This window comes from Stenotrophomonas sp. LM091 (assembly GCF_001806305.1).
Classification (GTDB): domain Bacteria; phylum Pseudomonadota; class Gammaproteobacteria; order Xanthomonadales; family Xanthomonadaceae; genus Stenotrophomonas; species Stenotrophomonas bentonitica_A.
On sequence record NZ_CP017483.1, the window covers coordinates 593,818 to 610,499 of the forward strand.

Consider the following 16,682-nt stretch of genomic DNA (forward strand, 5'->3'; position numbering starts at 1 on the left):
CGATAGGTAGATATTTATGGATCTCGAGGACTGGTCCGTCCGGCTGAAAGTGTTCGCCGACGCCACCCGGGTGCGCCTGCTGGCGCTGCTGGAACAGGAAGAACTCACCGTGGCCGAGCTGTCGGCCATCACCACGCTGGCCCAGCCGCGGGTGTCCACCCATCTGGCCCGGCTCAAGGAAGCCGGCCTGGTCCGCGACCGTCGCTCGGGCGTCTCGGCGTATTACCGCTTCGATGACGCCGCGCTGGATCCGGCGCAGCGCGCATTGTGGCATGCCCTGAGCACCGGCAGCGACGATCCGCTGCTGCGCCAGGATGCTGAACGCGTGGCCGCGGTGATGGCCAGCCGCGCCGCCGACCAGAACTGGGCCGACAGCGTCGCCGGCGACATGGAACGCCATTACTCCCCCGGCCGCACCTGGGAGGCACTGGCGCGCACCGCGCTGCCGCTGCTGGAAACCGGTGACGTGCTTGATATCGCCTCCGGTGACGGCGTATTGGCCGAACTGGTCGCCCCGCATGCCAAGCGCTATGTCTGCATCGATACCAGCGCGCGCGTGGTCGCCGCCGCCAGCGAGCGCCTGCGCCGGCTGGCCAACGTGGAAGTGCGCGAAGGCGACATGCACGCCCTGCCCTTCCCCGACCAGAGCTTCGATCTGGTGGTGCTGATGCACGCACTGACCTACGCGGCCAAGCCGGCCCAGGCCGTCGCCGAGGGCGCGCGCGTGCTGCGCCCAGGCGGTCGCCTGCTGCTGTGCAGCCTGGCCCGTCACGAACACCGTGCGGCCGTGGACGCGTATGGCCACGTCAACCTTGGTTTCAGCGACAAGGAACTGCGCAAGTTCGTGGAGAAGGCCGGCCTGGTCGTCTCCAGCCTGGAAACCGTGACCCGCGAGAAGCGCCCGCCGCATTTCGAAGTCATTTCGCTGATTGCCAGCAAGCCCTGAGGTCTGCCCATGCCATCCCTGCCCTGGCTCCACCCCGACCGCGTGCATGCGCTGGAAACGGCGCTGGCCCAGCGCATCCTGATCATCGATGGCGCCATGGGCACGATGATCCAGCGGCACGGACTGGAGGAGGACGACTACCGCGGCGAACGTTTTGCCGGGGGGTACGACCATCATCACGGCCCCGGCTGCGACCATGCCGCACCCGGCGAGCCCCCACAGGGCCATGACCTCAAGGGCAACAACGACCTGCTGTTGTTGACCCGCCCGGAGGTGATCGGCGACATCCACACCGCATACCTCGAGGCCGGCGCCGATCTGGTGGAGACCAACACGTTCAACGCGACCTCGGTCAGCCAGGCCGACTACCACCTTGAGCATCTGGTCTACGAGCTCAACAAAGCCGGTGCCGCGGTAGCGCGTGCCTGCTGCGATGCGGTAGCGGCGACCACGCCGGGCAAACCGCGCTTCGTGATCGGCGTGCTCGGCCCGACCAGCCGCACCGCCTCGATCAGCCCGGACGTGAACGATCCGGGTTTCCGCAATACCAGCTTCGATGCGCTGCGCGAGACCTACCGCGAGGCCATCGATGGGCTGATCGACGGCGGTGCCGACACCCTGATGGTGGAAACCATCTTCGACACGCTCAACGCCAAAGCCGCGCTGTTCGCCATCGAAGAGGTCTTCGATGCCCGCGGCGGGCGGCTGCCGGTGATGATCTCCGGCACCATCACCGATGCGTCCGGGCGCACCTTGTCCGGGCAGACGGCAGAGGCGTTCTACGCCTCGGTCGCGCACGGCCGGCCACTGTCGATCGGGCTGAACTGCGCGCTCGGTGCCAGCGACATGCGCCCCCACGTGGAAACCCTGTCCACCGTGGCCGAGTGCCTGGTCAGTGCACACCCGAATGCGGGCCTGCCCAATGCCTTCGGCGAGTACGACGAAACCCCGGAAGAAATGGCGACCACGCTGCGCGAATTCGCCAGCGCCGGCCTGCTCAACCTGGTGGGCGGCTGCTGCGGCACTACTCCGGCGCACATCCGCGCGATCGCCGAGGCGGTGGCCGATCTGCCGCCGCGCCGCCTGCCGGCGCCGCCGCTGGAAGACGCGGCATGACCGCACCTGCTCCCCGTTCCCGTTGTCGTTGACCTTCCTCCGCCAGCCCGTGCCAGCCTGCCCATGACGTCTTCCCGCCACACCCGCCTGTCCGGTCTCGAGCCGCTGGTCATCACCCCGGACCTGCTGTTCGTCAACATCGGCGAGCGCACCAACGTCACCGGCAGTGCGCAGTTCCGCAAGCTGGTGAAGGAAGAGCGTTACGAGGAGGCGGTGGAAGTAGCGCGCCAGCAGGTCGCCAATGGCGCGCAGATCCTCGATGTGAACATGGACGAGGGCCTGATCGATTCCGAAAAGGCGATGACGCGCTATCTGAATCTGATCATGTCCGAGCCGGACATCGCGCGCATTCCGGTGATGGTCGATTCGTCCAAGTGGAGCGTGATCGAGGCCGGGCTGAAGTGCCTGCAGGGCAAGAGCGTGGTCAACTCGATCTCGCTCAAGGAAGGCGAAGCGCAGTTCATCGAACAGGCCCGCAAGGTGCTGCGTTACGGCGCGGCCGCGGTGGTGATGGCCTTCGATGAGGACGGCCAGGCCGATACCTGCGCACGCAAGGTCGAGATCTGCACCCGCGCCTACCGGATCCTGACCGAACAGGTCGGCTTCCCGCCGCAGGACATCATCTTCGACCCGAACATCTTCGCCGTCGCCACGGGTATCGAGGAACACGACAACTACGCGGTCGACTTCATCGAAGCCACCCGCATCATCAAGCGCACCCTGCCGCACTGCCATGTCTCCGGCGGTGTCTCCAATGTGTCCTTCTCCTTCCGCGGCAATGAAACCGTCCGCCAGGCGATCCACTCCGTGTTCCTGTTCCATGCCATTGGCGCGGGCATGGACATGGGCATCGTCAATGCCGGCGCGATGCCGATCTACGATGACCTGGACCCGGAACTGCGCGAGCGCGTGGAGGATGTGATCCTCAACCGCCGCCGCGACGGCACCGAGCGCTTGCTGGAGATCGCCGAGCGCTACAAAGGCAAGAAAGGCGAAGTGCGCGGCGAAGATCTGGCCTGGCGCGAGAAGCCGGTCAACGACCGCCTTGCGCATGCGCTCGTACACGGCATGGACGCCTGGGTCGAGCAGGATACCGAAGAAGCGCGTGCGCGCTCGACGCGGCCGCTGGATGTGATCGAGGGGCCGCTGATGGACGGCATGAACATCGTCGGCGACCTGTTCGGCGCCGGCAAGATGTTCCTGCCGCAGGTGGTCAAGTCCGCACGCGTGATGAAAAAGGCGGTGGCCTACCTGCTGCCCTACATCGAGGCCGAGAAGGCGCGCAGTGGCGACACCGCCAAGAGCAACGGCAAGATCATCATGGCCACGGTCAAGGGCGACGTGCACGACATCGGCAAGAACATCGTCGGCGTGGTCCTGGCCTGCAACAACTTCGATGTGGTCGATCTGGGCGTGATGGTGCCGGCGCAGAAGATCCTCGACGCCGCGCGTGCTGAAAACGCGGACATCATCGGGCTGTCCGGGCTGATTACCCCCTCGCTGGAAGAAATGAGCCACGTCGCCCGCGAGATGGAGCGGCAGGGCTTCACGATGCCGCTGATGATCGGCGGCGCCACCACCTCGCGTGCGCACACGGCGCTGAAGATCGACCCGCATTACAAGGCGCCCACGGTGTGGGTGAAGGATGCTTCGCGCGCGGTCGGCGTCGCGCAGTCGCTGATCTCGCGCGAGCTGCGCGATGCCTTCGTGGCCGCCAACGAGGCCGACTACGCCGACATCCGCCAGCGCCACCGCAACCGTGGCGATGCCAAGCGCCTGGTGCCCCTGGCCAAGGCACGCGCCCAGCGCTTCATGGGCGACTGGGCGAACTACACCCCGCCGACGCCGCGCAGGCCGGGCCTGCATGTGCTCGACGATTACCCGTTGGCCGACCTGGTCGAGGTGATCGACTGGACCCCGTTCTTCCAGGCCTGGGAACTGGCCGGCAAGTTCCCGGCGATCCTGACCGACGAGATCGTCGGGCCCCAGGCGACGGATCTGTACCAGGATGCCCGCGCGATGCTCACCCGCATCGTCGAGGAGAAGTGGCTGACCGCCAAGGCGGTGTTCGGGCTGTGGCCGGCCAACAGCGTCGGCGATGACGTGCACCTGCGCACCGACAACGGCCCGGCCGTGCTGCACTTCCTGCGCCAGCAGGTCGACAAGCCGGTCGAGCGCCCGGACTTCTGCCTGGCCGATTTCATTGCCCCGGCCGACACGGGCAAGCAGGACTGGATCGGCGCGTTCGCCGTGACCGCCGGCATCGGCATCGACCCGCACGTGGCCCGTTTCGAGGCCGACCATGACGACTACAACGCGATCCTGCTCAAGGCACTGGCCGACCGCCTGGCCGAAGCCCTGGCCGAGCGCCTGCACCAGCACGTACGCATGGATTACTGGGGCTACCAGCCCGATGAGCAGCTGGACAATGAGTCGCTGATCGCCGAGAAGTACACCGGCATCCGCCCTGCCCCGGGCTATCCGGCCTGCCCGGAGCACAGCGAGAAGGCCACGCTGTTCCACTTGCTCGATGCCGAGCGCACTGCGGACATGCAGCTGACCGAGAGCTTTGCGATGCTGCCCACCGCGGCGGTATCGGGCTATTACTTCAGCCACCCGCAGAGCCAGTATTTCGTGGTCGGCCGGGTCTCGCGCGAGCAGGTGGTGGACTATGCCAAGCGCAAGGGCGTGGATCGCGTGCAGGCCGAACGCTGGCTGGCCTCGAACCTGGATTACGATCCGGAATGACCGCGTCACCCGAGCCACGGTCGGGTGCTACCGGCATAATGCACGGGTAGGCACCCACTGTTGGCGGGTGCGCGCCCTCCGAGACCCTGCATGACCGCCCCCACCCGCGACGCCGTCCCGGCCGTCCGTCTGTCGTCGTTCTACCTGTTCTACTACGCCGCCCTCGGCGCGTTCACGCCCTACTGGTCGCTGTTCCTGACCTCGCGCGGCATGAGCGTCACCGCGATCAGCGTGATGATGGGGCTGTGGTATGCCACCCGTATCGTCGCGCCGACCACGTGGACCTCCATTGCCGCCGCGTCGCCGCGCCCGATCTTCTGGCTGCGGCTGGGCTGCGTGCTCACCCTGCTGACGTTCTGCGCCTTCCTGCTGCCGTTGCCGCAGCCCTGGCTGTACCCGGCGATGATCGCGTTCTGTTTCTTCTACAACGCAGTGATGCCGCAATTCGAATCGATTACGCTGACCCACCTGGGCAGCGACAGCCATCGCTACGGACTGATCCGGGTGTGGGGCTCGCTGGGTTTCATCGTGGTGGTGATGCTGTTTGGCTGGATCATCGAAGGTGACGGCGGCGCCGGCAATGCACACCTGCTGCCGTGGCTGATGCTGCCGCTGTTCGGCCTGCTCACGGCCTCGGGCTTCGCCAACCGCTATGCGCGCAACCTGCAGCGCAGCGACGGCGATGCCACTGGTTTCTGGCAGATCGTGCGCAAGCCGCAGGTACTGGCATTCTTCCTGGCCGCCTTCATGGAGCAGCTGTCGTTCGGCCCGTATTACACGTTCTTCTCGGTCTACATGGACCACCACGGCTACGCGACTTCCACGCTGGGCGTGTTGTGGACGGTCGGGGTGGTGTTCGAAGTCGGCGTGTTCTTCACCATCGGCCGCTTCTTCCGCCGCTATGACGCTAGCTGGATGCTGCTGATCGCCCTGCTCAGCTCCACCGTGCGCTGGGCGATCACCGCACTGTTCCCGCAGAACCTGCCGGTGATGCTGGTCGCCCAGACCGCGCATGCACTGGGCTTTGCGGCCTTCTTCGCCGCTGCGATGCAGATGCTGGCCACCTACTTCCCCGGCCGCCTCAATGGGCACGGCCAGGGCGTGTTGTATGGCTTCTCCTCGGGCGTGGGCGGTGTGCTCGGTGCGTTGATCGCGGGCCAGCTGTGGCCGATCGATCAGGGTCGCACCGCATTCCTGGCGGCCAGCGGATTCGCGCTGGCCGGCGCCCTGCTGTGCTTCTTTGCGATCAGCCTGCCGCTGTTGCGGGCCGCCCGCCGAAAGCCCGGGCCCGTGTAGCGCCACGCCGTGCGTGGCCCTGCCGTCACGTTGGTGCCGGTACGCTCGGGACTCCCCAACCCCGGAGTCCCCATGCGACGTTCCCTTCGCCTGCCGACCCTGTTCACCGCCCTCGTGGCGGCCTGTGCCACCGCGAACGCAGCTCCCCCGATCATTCTCGACAACGCCCGCGTGTTCGACGGCGAACGCGACCTGGGCATCACTACGCTGACCCTGCGCGACGAGCGCATCGCGCACATCGGCCCACCACCGCCCGCACTGGCCAAGGGTGCCAAGCGCATCGACTACCAGGGCAAGGTGATCCTGCCCGGCCTGGTCAGCAACCACATCCACGTCGGCAATACCGACGGCCTGGAGCATGGCGACCGCTTCTACACCCGTGATCACGTGCTCCGCGACCTGCAGCAGTTCCAGCGCTACGGCATCACCACGGTGACCGCGCTGGGCATGAACGGCGCTGCGTTCACCACGATCCGCGCCGAAGTCCGTGACCAACCCACGCTCGGTGCGCAGCTGTACGGCGCCGGTGGCGGCATCGGCGCGGCCGCAGGCGCCCCGCCGGCCAAAACGATGGGGCTCGAGCACGACCCCGTGGCACGCCCGACCACGCCCGACCAGGCCCGCGCCGCGGTCCGCGCGCAGCAGCAGGCCGGGGTGGACGTGATCAAGCTGTGGGTGGACGACCTCGGTGGCCGCTTCCCGATGATGGCGCCGCCGATCTACCGCGCGGCGATCGATGAGGCGCACCGGCACCAGCTCAAGGTGGCCGCGCACATCCACGACCAGGCGCCGGCAGCGGATCTGGTCGAGGCCGGCGTGGACATCATCGCGCACGGCATCCGCGATACGCCGGTCGCCCCGGCGCTGGTCAGCGCGATGCGCGACAAGGGCGTGTGGTACATCCCGACGGTCAACATCGACGAGGCGAATTATCTGTACGCAGAGAACCCGCAGTGGCTGCAGCAGCCGTTCGTGGCCAACGCCCTGCCGGCAGCCGTGCGTGAGCGCTGGCAGCAACCACAGTGGCAGAAGGCGCAGCTGGCGGGCGATGGCATCCCCAAGGCACGCGCAGCGGTGGCCATGAATCTGCGTAACCTGAGAACGCTGCACGAGGCCGGCGTGAACATCGGCTTCGGTACCGATGCCGGCGCGATGCCGCAGCGCGTGATCGGCGTCGCCGAGCATCGCGAGCTGGAGCTGATGACCCAGGCCGGTTTCACCCCGGCGCAGGCGTTGCAGGTAGCCACCGCCGACGCCGCACGCCTGCTTGGCCTGGACGATCGCGGGCGGATCGCGGTCGGACGCCGTGCGGATCTGCTGGTTCTGGGGGCCAACCCGCTTGAGGACATCCGCAACAGCCGCCGGATCGATGCGGTCTGGCAGGCGGGCCAGCAGGTCGCCGGCCCGATCGAGGCCGAAGCAGGAACGGCTGCCCGCGACTGATCGCGGGCGATGGGATTCAGGGGGCGGCGGCCGGCGCCGTCGCCTCCAGGCGCTTCAGCTGGGCCTGGAAATCAGGCAGCAGCAGACGATTGCCATAGCCGCTGAGATGATCGCCATCGAAGAACAGCGGCTTGCCCTCGCGGGTCGGCAGGCACTGCTCGCCGGGGCACAGCAGCGGCATCGGATCCCAGATCGACGCCCCCGGCAGCGCATCCGCCACCTGCTGCAGGCCGGCCAGCACCGGCGCACGCAGCTGCTCGATCTCGCTGCGCGGCACAGTCATGCCATTGACGCAGATCGGGTTGTGCCGGTTGAACACATCCGAACAGCGGTACGGCGGCGCGGGCAGTACCGGCTTGGGCGCTTCCAGCACGATGTGCACGCCGCGCCCAGCCATCGGGGTGAGCTGAGCAATCCAGGACGCGACCTCGGCCCTGCGACCGGCATCGGCCGCCGCGCTCAGATGTTCGGCACGCACCTGCGCGATATCGAACACGGTGTACTGCTCGGACAGACGCGGCAGCCTCAACCCGGCCAGCAATACCACATCGCCCGGCTGCGCACGGGCCTGGATATCCTCCAGCACGTTGCGCACATACGCATCACACGCCGGATTGGGGCCCTGCCAGGCACGCAACCCGACCAGCGCGCAGCCCCCGCTGCCGTACAGCCGGATCGTTGCGCCATCCAGCACGGCCAGGCGCTGCAACATCTCGTGGTAGGCCAGCGCATGCGAATCACCGGCCACGAACAGCTGGCGCGTGGAGGCGGCGCGTCCAGGGCACTGGCCGCGCTCGTACAGGCGTGCCTGCCCGCCCTGCACCGGCACGTTGCTGACCCGCACGCGGCAGTCCGGGATTTCCTTCTTGAGCCCCTTGGCATAGGGATACCAGTCCAGCGGGGCGCGGCTGACCACGCTGAGCGAGGTGTACTGCTGGGTCTTGACCAACGCCGTCTGCAGCCCGGCGCCAAGCACCAGGACGGCCACCCCGACCGCGACCCAGCGTGCGTTGCTGATGCGCCAGCGTCCGCCATGCCGCAGGGGCTGTTCCACCCAGCGCCAGGACAGCCAGGACAGCAGCGCCACGCACAGCAGTGCGGCCGCGCCGGTGGCCACCTTCTCAAGGCCCACCGTCCAGCGGAACAGCACGAAAACCGGCCAGTGCCACAGGTACAGCGAATAGGACAGGCGGCCGATCGTCACCATCGGCGTGGTCGCCAGCGCGCGGCCGATCCAGCCCCCTGGCGCGCGCTGCAGCAGACCAAGCAGGCCCAGCGTGCCCAGCACCGGCCAAAGCCCGTCGATCCAGGGCGAATGGCCCGGACGCGCGGACCACAGCCCATAGCCCAGTGCGCCAACGCTGAGCAGCAGCAGCGGCGAGCGCCAGCTGATGCCGCGCGGCGATGCCGTCAGCGGCGTGAACCGGCCGCTGAGCGACAACACCTGGAACAGCAGCACGCCAGCGCCCAGCTGCCAGAACCGCGTGGTGGTCAGATAGAACGCATCGATCTCATGGCCGCCCTGGCGCGCACGGAACACCGCATACCCCAGCGATGCCGCGACCGCCACGCCGAACAGCCCCAGCGATACCCAGCGCCCGCGCGGGCCTTTGGCCCAGGCCAGGAACAACAGCGGGAACAGCAGGTAGAACTGCTCTTCCACGCCCAACGACCAGGTGTGCGTGTACGGGTTGAATTCGGTGCGCGGTGAGAAGTAATCGTTGCCGGTACTGGCCAGCACCCAGTTACTCAGCCCGACGAAGGCCATGCGCCCGGTCTTGTCGCTGGTTTCGCTGAGCCACGATTCGGGAATCAGCAGCGCACTGAGCATTGCCGTGAACAGCAGGCAGACCACCAGCGCCGGGGCGATGCGGCGCATGCGGCGCGCATAGAAACGGGCCAGCCCGGCCCAGCCGCCCACCGCCGGCAGGCGATCCACCGAGGCACTGACCACGAAGCCGGAGATGACGAAAAACACGTCCACGCCGGTGAAGCCGCCGGGCAACCAGCTGGCCTTGAGGTGGTAGAGGATGACCGCCAGCACTGCGATCGCACGCAGGCCATCGATGTGTGGGAAATACCCGGGACTGCGTTCCTGCATGGCCCTGCTCCTGACATGCAACGGGCGCCTGCCGGCGCCCAGTGCATTCAACAATGGTGGCGTCGGCTTACCAGACCAGGTCGTCCGGCACCTGGTACTGCGGATCGGCGTACGGATCTTCGCCAGCCGGTGCATCCGGATCGACCTTCAGCGCCACCGACGGTGCGAACACCGCTTCGGCCTCGGCCAGTACGGCGGCAGTGACCAGCACGTACCGGCCGTTCTGCTGCAGCACACCGAGCTCGCCGGCATTGAGGGCCTTGAGCTGGTCGGCCGTCACATAGATGCGCTTGATCTTGCCGCCATAGGGGAAATGGCGCGCGATGTCGGCTGCTTCGGCGTTGAGGGACTTGCCTTCCAGCAGGACCTCCAGCTTGGCCTTGGCCTCGCGGCGGATACGCGCCTCTTCCTGCTTCAGGCGCTCGGCCTCGATGCGGTCGTCCTTTTCCTTCTGCGCACGGATCGCATACGCCTTGGCGAGATCGATATCCTCGCGCGAGCGCGGCTTGCCAGGCGCGCCCTGAGGGGGCGGGCGCCGGCAGGACGGCCCTTGCCCGGTGGACGGCGATCACCGTCACGCGCGGGCCGCTGGCCCTCGCCGGGCTTGCCGGCCGGGCGTGCGCCCTGCGGCTTGCCGGCCGGTCGGCCATCGCGGCGCGCATCGGGCCGACGGTCCGGCTTGCGGTCGTTGGTTCGTTCGGGTTTGGGCGCGGCTTTGAAGCCAAGGCCCAGCAGCTGGTCGCGGAGAGTATCGCTCATGACGTCAGATCAGTAATGCGGAGGCGGCGGCTCTTCGGCCGAATCGGAATACAGCGCGGTGCGGACCTTGCCGAGGTCTTCAAGCAGGATGCGGGTCAGGTCGGCATTGCGATTGCCTTCCATGCGCGCATCGGCCAGGGCCTCGCTCAGTTCGGCCAGCGCCTGCTCCTGGAAGGAGACGCGCATTTCCAGCTCGATCAGGCGTGCTTCCAGTGCCTGTTCGCGCTCGGAGGGTGTGGACTCATGCATTCAACGAACGTCCCCGGCCAATGCCGTAGTAAGCCAGGCCCGCGGCTTCGATTTCCTGCGGGTCGTACAGATTGCGGCCGTCGAACACGACCGCATCGCTGAGCATCTCACGCAGGCGGATGAAATCCGGACTGCGGAACTGCTTCCATTCGGTGACCACGACCAGCGCATCGGCGCCGTCGAGGGCGTCATAGGCATCGTCGCAGAACACCAGGTCATCGCGCTCACCGAAGATGCGGCGCGCTTCGTCGGTCGCTTCCGGATCATAGGCGCGCACCCGTGCACCGGCTTCCCACAGCTGCGCCAGCAGGCGGCGGCTGGAGGCTTCGCGCATGTCATCGGTGTTCGGCTTGAAAGCCAGGCCCCACACCGCGAAGGTCTTGCCGCGCACGCCTTCATCCTCGCCACGGTCGTAGTGGCGCTGGATCAGCGCGTACAGATGGCCCTTCTGATGTTCGTTGACGGCTTCCACCGCGTTCAACAGCTTGGGCTCATGGCCGTACTGCTGGGCGGTCCGGGCCAGGGCCTGCACATCCTTGGGGAAGCACGAGCCACCGTAACCGGCGCCGGGATAGATGAAGTGCCAGCCGATGCGCGGATCCGAGCCGATGCCCTGTCGGACCTGCTCGATGTCGGCACCGACCTTCTCGGCGATGTTGGCGATTTCGTTCATGAACGAAATCTTGGTCGCCAGCATCGCATTGGCCGCGTACTTGGTGAGCTCGGCCGAGCGCACGTCCATCTCCACCACGCGGTCGTGGTTGCGGTTGAACGGCGCATACAGGCGGCGCATCAGCGCCACCGAGTCGGGATTGGACGCGCCCACCACGATGCGGTCCGGCCGCATGCAGTCGGCGACCGCGTCACCTTCCTTGAGGAATTCGGGATTGGAGACCACGTCGAACGCGATCTCCACGCCGCGCTCGGCCAGCGCCTGGGCGATGGCCTCACGGACGTTGTCGGCCGTGCCTACCGGCACGGTCGATTTGTTCACCACCACCACCGGCGCGGTAATGTGCCGGCCGATGGTGCGGGCCACGGCCAGCACGTACTGCAGGTCGGCACTGCCGTCCTCGTCCGGTGGCGTGCCCACGGCAATGAAGATCACCTGGCCATGCGCGATCGCGGTGGCGGCGTCGGAGGTGAAGACCAACCGCGACGCAGCGTGGTTGGCCTTGACCATCGGCTCCAGGCCGGGCTCATAGATCGGGATGATCCCGTTGTTGAGCCCGTCGACCTTGGCCTGGTCGATGTCGACACAGATCACCTGATGGCCAACCTCGGCCAGGCAGGTACCCGTGACAAGACCGACATAGCCGGTACCGAATATCGCAACGCGCATGGGCGGTGGGGCTCCAGATCCGTTACGGCAGAACGTTCAGCAGCTCGACGTCAAACGTCAGCGTCGCGTTCGGACCGATCGGACCACCCGGGGTGCCCTGCTCGCCATAGGCCAGCTCGCCCGGAATCCAGAAGCGGTACTTGGAGCCGGTCGGCATCAGCGACACGCCTTCGGACCAGCCCTTGATCACCTGGTCGAGGCCGAACTCGATCGGCTGGCCGCGCTGGTAGCTGCTGTCGAACACGGTGCCGTCGAGCAGCTTGCCTTCGTAGTTCACGCGCACCTTGCTGGTCGGCATCGGACGCTCGCCCGAACCCGGACGCAGCACCTGGTACTGCAGGCCCGAGGCGGTGGTCACCACGCCCGGCACGGTCTTGTTCTTGGCCAGGAAGTTGTTGCCTTCCACGCGGTTGGTACCGGCCTGGGCGGCGGACTTGGCGTCCATCTCAGCCTGCTTGCCCTTCATGAAGCCTTCCAGCGTGGCCTTGGCCTGCTCGGCGGTCATCTTCGGGGTGCCGTTGTTGAAGGTGGTGCTGACCGCATCGAACAGCGCGTCCAGGTCCAGATCGTCCTTCAGCGGCGCCAGCGACGGGCCCACGGCGAAGCTGCCCAGCATCAGGCCGACCTTCTCCCGGTCCACCTTCGGCGGCGCGGTGCCCGGGGCAACGCCCGGAACCGGCTGGCCGCTCTTGGCCATCACGGCCTGGCGCAGGGCGGCGTCGGTCTTCTGGGCCTCTTCCTGGCTGATCAGCGGCTGCTTGCCTTCAAAGGCATTCGTCACGCCGCGGCGCAGGGCGGCCAGGTCGATCTCGCTGGAGATCGGACCGAACGAATTGGCGACATCGATACCGATGGCGTAGCCCAGCTTTTCGCGTTGGGTATTCAAAGTGGAAGTCTCCTTGACAGCCGCGCGGGCGGCTGGTTGTTGCGACATCGCGGTACCGGTGGCACCCATCGCCAGAATCAGAACCGACGCCGCGGCGCCGCGCATTCCCATCTTCATTCGCTGCATTCCTGGAAGTGACTGGACGCCGACGTCGGCGCGAAAGCAACCATTGTCGCACGCGCGTCCGAGATGTCGATATCGTCAGTGCTTGTTGGCCGTGACAGACAGTTCACGTTCGATCGCCGCGACCAGTTTCGGGTCGTCCGGCGTGACCTTGCTCGGGAACTGCGCCACCACCCGGCCATCGCGGCTGATCAGATACTTGTGGAAGTTCCAGCCGGGCGACACGCCCGTGGCCGTGGCCAGGCTGCGATACAACGGCGTCGCCTCCGGCCCGGTGACGACCACCTTCTGGAACATCGGGAACTTGACGCCATAGGTCAGCGTGCAGAACTCCTGGATCTGGGCTTCGTCACCCGGCTCCTGGCCCTTGAAGTCATTGGACGGGAAGCCCAGCACCGAGAAACCACGCGCGGCGTACTTTCGCTGCAGCGCTTCCAGGCCTTCGTACTGCGGGGTGAATCCGCACTTGCTGGCGGTGTTGACCACCAGCAGCACCTTGCCGCCGTACTGCTTGGCCAGATTGACCTCGCCCTTGCCGGCCAGCGGGCGATAGCTCACATCCAGCAGATCGGCCGCCTGGGCCGAGGCGCCCACCAGCAGGCCGGCCGCCAGCAACAACACGGACCACCGCGCCCGGCGCGGAATGCGGCCGCAGCGGATGGGCGACAACAAAGACACGTGATGCATCGCGACACTCCAGAGTGGGGAAGAACGAAGGCCTGAATGCGCCCGGCGAGGGCGGCCAGGACGGCGGCGGGCACTATATCACCGGTGTTTTTGCCGCCGGACGCCGTTGGTCCGCCGGCAGGACGCCTCGCCGCAATGCGCCGTGGCCGGGCACGGCCCCGTCGATGCTGCCCGCCGCATTCAGCGCCGTTTTACAGCGTCTGGCGGTGTGGACCGACAGGCCAACCTCACCGATTCGATCACCTGAATACGGCGCCCACTTGCCATACCATTGACATCAATGAATGTGCGCTGGCCCGCATCGGCAGCTCACGTGCCGATATATATCTTTATATTCAATAACTTGGGAAACCATGGAGGCTGTCATACGCCCCCTGCCATCAGTTGGGTTGCTCGCCCTGTTGATCTTCGGCGTGCCGGTGTTATAGTTGCATACAACACCAGTCACCTAGACAGGGGAAGCCCATGAACCGCATGCGCCACCACCACGCCGCCAAAGCCGTCACCGCCGCCTCGGCGTTGCTGCTGCTTGGCTGGTTCGGCATCCCCTCCGGTGACGCTGGCAGCCCTGCCAGCGCCAATGTGTTTGAAGGCCCGCAGGACGCAGGCGTCATCGAGGCAGGGACCGCCGACGGCGCCCCCACGCCCCCCCGCCGGCTGCACAGCTCCCTGTCCATGCCTTACTTCTCATTCGCGCAGTCGCTGAACCCACGGAGCTGACCATGAGCGATATTCAATGGAGCGATGGTGCTCCGATCTACCGCCAGCTGAAAGAGCGCGTGATCGCCATGATGCTTGACGGCATCATCAAGCCGGGCGACGCCCTGCCTTCGGTCCGGCAGGTTGCCGCCGAGTACCAGCTCAATCCCATCACCGTTTCGCGCGCCTACCAGGAGCTGGCTGATGAAGGCCTGGTCGAGAAGCGCCGCGGCCTGGGCATGTTCATGACCGAAGAAGCGGCCACGCAGCTGCGCAGCAGCGAGCGCGACCGGTTCCTCAATGAAGAATGGCCGCTGGTCCTGGAACGCATCCAGCGCCTGGGCCTGAACCTCGACGAATTGCTGCCCCAGGGGAAATCCTCATGAATGCCGTTGCAAGTGATGTCGTCATTTCCGCTCGAGGCCTGCGCAAGGCCTATAAACAGACCGTGGCACTGGACAACACCAGTTTCACGATCGCGCCCGGCCGCATCACCGGCCTGATCGGCCCCAACGGCGCCGGCAAGACCACCCTGCTCAAGGCGCTGCTGGGCCTGACTGCGGTGGAAGGCGAGCTGCGCGTGCTCGGGCTGGACCCGACCGTACAGCGCAACGCCCTGATGAACGATGTGTGCTTCATCGCTGACGTGGCGGTGCTGCCGCGCTGGATGAAGGTGCGCGAGGCCATCGATTTCGTCGCCGGCACCCACCCGCGTTTCGACCGGGCGCGCTGCGAACGCTTCCTGGCCTCCACCAAACTGCATCCCAAGCAGCGCGTGCGCGAACTGTCCAAGGGCATGATCGTGCAGCTGCACCTGGCGCTGGTGATGGCCATCGATGCCAAGGTCCTGGTGCTGGACGAACCGACCCTGGGCCTGGACATCCTGTACCGCAAGGAGTTCTACCAGCGCCTGCTGGAGGACTACTTCGACGAGCAGAAAACCATCATCGTCACCACCCACCAGGTGGAAGAGATCGAGCACATCCTCACCGATGTGATGTTCATCCGCGATGGCCGCATCGTGTTGACCACCGACATGGAAGACATCGGCGAACGCTATACCGAAGTGCTGGTGTCGGCCGATGCGGTGGAGGCCGCACGCGCGCTCAAGCCGATCGACGAACGTGCCCTGCCCTTCGGCAAGACCGTGCTGCTGTTCGACGGGGTGCCACGCGCCCAGCTCACGCCCCTGGGCGAAATCCGCAGCCCGGGGCTGGCGGATCTGTTCGTGGCCATCATGAAGGGAACCTACGCATGAACACCGTCAACCATCCCATCAGCAAGGCCAGTGCGTTCAAGTGGCTGCTCAAGCGTGAGTACTGGGAAAACCGCGGCGGCTTCCTGTATGCGCCGGTGATCGCCGGCGGCATCTCGCTGGTGATGAGCCTGCTCGGCATCGTGTTCGGCCTGGTCGCCATGCACCGTGCGGTCAAGAGCGGCGGCATCCACATCGACAACGAAAGCGTCAACATCAACGGCCTGGACCTGAGCCTGCTGACCAGCAAGCTCGATGCCAAGGACCTGCACGACCTGGCCAATGGCCTGGACCTGACCCTGATCCTGAGCTCGGGCTGGCCGCTGATCGTGCTCGCCTTCGTGGTGTTCTTCTACTGCCTGGGCGCCCTGTACGACGACCGCCGCGACCGCAGCATCCTGTTCTGGAAATCGCTGCCGCTGTCGGATACCGCCACGGTGCTGTCCAAGGCCGTGAGTGCGCTGCTGATCGCCCCGATCATCGCGGTGATCGCCTCGGCCCTGACCATGCTCGGTTTCCTGGTGATGATCTCGATCGTGGTGATCGCCCACGGCGGTGATCCGATGATGCTGATCTGGGGCCCTGCCAGCCCGCTGACCATCATCGCCGGCCACCTGTCCTGGATTCCGGTCTACCTGCTCTGGGCGCTGCCGACCGTTGGCTGGTTGCTGCTGTGCTCGGCCTGGGCCAAGACCAAGCCGTTCCTGTGGGCGGTGATGCTGCCGCTGTTCGCCGGCATCATCGTCAGCACCACCAAGGTGATGACCCTGTTCGACCTGACCGGCGGCTGGTTCTGGAAGCATATCGTTGGCCGCCTGCTGCTCAGCGCGGTCCCGGCGAGCGACCAGTTCTACCGCGGTGAGTCCATGTTCAGTGGCAACGGCAACATGGACAACCTGGTCAACGAACTGGGCCCAAGCCACCAGCTGGCCGCCCTGGCCATGCCGGAACTGTGGATCGGGGCTGCCGCCGGCGTGGTGTTCCTGTTCCTGGCCATCCGCCTGCGCCGCCGCGCTGGCGAAATCTGATCCC

Annotated in this window: 14 protein-coding genes and 1 pseudogene; 9 read left to right on the top strand and 6 right to left on the bottom strand. The window is 66.5% G+C overall.

Annotated features, from left to right (window positions below; translation table 11 throughout):
- Positions 1-16: 16 nt before the first annotated feature.
- The 5 genes from BIZ42_RS02660 (at position 17) to BIZ42_RS02680 (ending at position 7,549) form a co-directional block, all read left to right on the top strand.
- Entirely contained in the window at positions 17-946 is a 930-nt protein-coding gene (locus BIZ42_RS02660) for a metalloregulator ArsR/SmtB family transcription factor (protein ID WP_046274305.1), read from the top strand.
- A 9-nt stretch (positions 947-955) separates the two neighbouring features.
- Positions 956-2,062, top strand: coding sequence for a homocysteine S-methyltransferase family protein (locus BIZ42_RS02665; RefSeq protein WP_070425472.1), 1,107 nt, complete (start codon positions 956-958; stop codon positions 2,060-2,062).
- A 6-nt stretch (positions 2,063-2,068) separates the two neighbouring features.
- On the top strand, positions 2,069-4,810 hold the full coding sequence (gene metH / locus BIZ42_RS02670) for a methionine synthase (protein WP_257785243.1): 2,742 nt from the start codon (positions 2,069-2,071) through the stop codon (positions 4,808-4,810).
- A 90-nt stretch (positions 4,811-4,900) separates the two neighbouring features.
- Positions 4,901-6,106, top strand: a complete 1,206-nt coding sequence (locus BIZ42_RS02675; protein WP_070425474.1) for an MFS transporter — start codon at positions 4,901-4,903, stop codon at positions 6,104-6,106.
- 72 nt (positions 6,107-6,178) lie between these two features.
- On the top strand, positions 6,179-7,549 hold the full coding sequence (locus BIZ42_RS02680; RefSeq protein ID WP_070425475.1) for an amidohydrolase family protein: 1,371 nt from the start codon (positions 6,179-6,181) through the stop codon (positions 7,547-7,549).
- Positions 7,550-7,565: 16 nt separating this feature from the next.
- Here BIZ42_RS02680 and BIZ42_RS02685 read toward each other — a convergent pair whose 3' ends face one another.
- The 6 genes and pseudogenes from BIZ42_RS02685 to BIZ42_RS02710 form a co-directional block, all read right to left on the bottom strand.
- On the bottom strand, positions 7,566-9,650 hold the full coding sequence (locus BIZ42_RS02685) for an acyltransferase family protein (protein ID WP_070425476.1): 2,085 nt from the start codon (positions 9,648-9,650) through the stop codon (positions 7,566-7,568).
- 67 nt (positions 9,651-9,717) lie between these two features.
- Positions 9,718-10,409, bottom strand: a pseudogene (locus BIZ42_RS02690) (DUF2058 family protein).
- A 9-nt stretch (positions 10,410-10,418) separates the two neighbouring features.
- The gene (locus BIZ42_RS02695) at positions 10,419-10,658 is read right to left on the bottom strand and encodes a SlyX family protein (protein WP_019185948.1); all 240 of its coding nucleotides are present in this window, start codon (positions 10,656-10,658) and stop codon (positions 10,419-10,421) included.
- Entirely contained in the window at positions 10,651-12,000 is a 1,350-nt protein-coding gene (locus BIZ42_RS02700; protein ID WP_070425477.1) for a UDP-glucose/GDP-mannose dehydrogenase family protein, read from the bottom strand. Before BIZ42_RS02700 ends, BIZ42_RS02695 begins: the two co-directional genes overlap by 8 nt.
- A 22-nt stretch (positions 12,001-12,022) precedes the next feature.
- The gene (locus BIZ42_RS02705; RefSeq protein WP_019185946.1) at positions 12,023-13,003 is read right to left on the bottom strand and encodes an FKBP-type peptidyl-prolyl cis-trans isomerase; all 981 of its coding nucleotides are present in this window, start codon (positions 13,001-13,003) and stop codon (positions 12,023-12,025) included.
- A gap of 84 nt (positions 13,004-13,087) precedes the next feature.
- Entirely contained in the window at positions 13,088-13,696 is a 609-nt protein-coding gene (locus tag BIZ42_RS02710; RefSeq protein WP_070425478.1) for a glutathione peroxidase, read from the bottom strand.
- A gap of 465 nt (positions 13,697-14,161) precedes the next feature.
- Here BIZ42_RS02710 and BIZ42_RS02715 point away from each other — a divergent pair, with 465 nt between their 5' ends.
- The 4 genes from BIZ42_RS02715 to BIZ42_RS02730 are packed head-to-tail and all read left to right on the top strand — an operon-like array spanning position 14,162 to position 16,678.
- A complete protein-coding gene (locus tag BIZ42_RS02715; protein WP_026070209.1) occupies positions 14,162-14,416 on the top strand; it encodes a hypothetical protein in 255 nt (84 codons plus the stop codon).
- 2 nt (positions 14,417-14,418) lie between these two features.
- Positions 14,419-14,781 carry a GntR family transcriptional regulator gene (locus tag BIZ42_RS02720; protein WP_019185943.1) on the top strand — a complete coding sequence of 121 codons (363 nt, stop codon included), beginning with the start codon at positions 14,419-14,421 and terminating at the stop codon, positions 14,779-14,781.
- Complete coding sequence (locus tag BIZ42_RS02725) at positions 14,778-15,653, top strand: ABC transporter ATP-binding protein (RefSeq protein ID WP_070425479.1); 876 nt, start codon at positions 14,778-14,780, stop codon at positions 15,651-15,653. The genes BIZ42_RS02720 and BIZ42_RS02725 overlap by 4 nt, the downstream gene beginning before the upstream one ends.
- Positions 15,650-16,678 carry a hypothetical protein gene (locus tag BIZ42_RS02730; protein ID WP_019185941.1) on the top strand — a complete coding sequence of 343 codons (1,029 nt, stop codon included), beginning with the start codon at positions 15,650-15,652 and terminating at the stop codon, positions 16,676-16,678. The genes BIZ42_RS02725 and BIZ42_RS02730 overlap by 4 nt, the downstream gene beginning before the upstream one ends.
- The last annotated feature ends 4 nt before the right edge of the window (positions 16,679-16,682 follow it).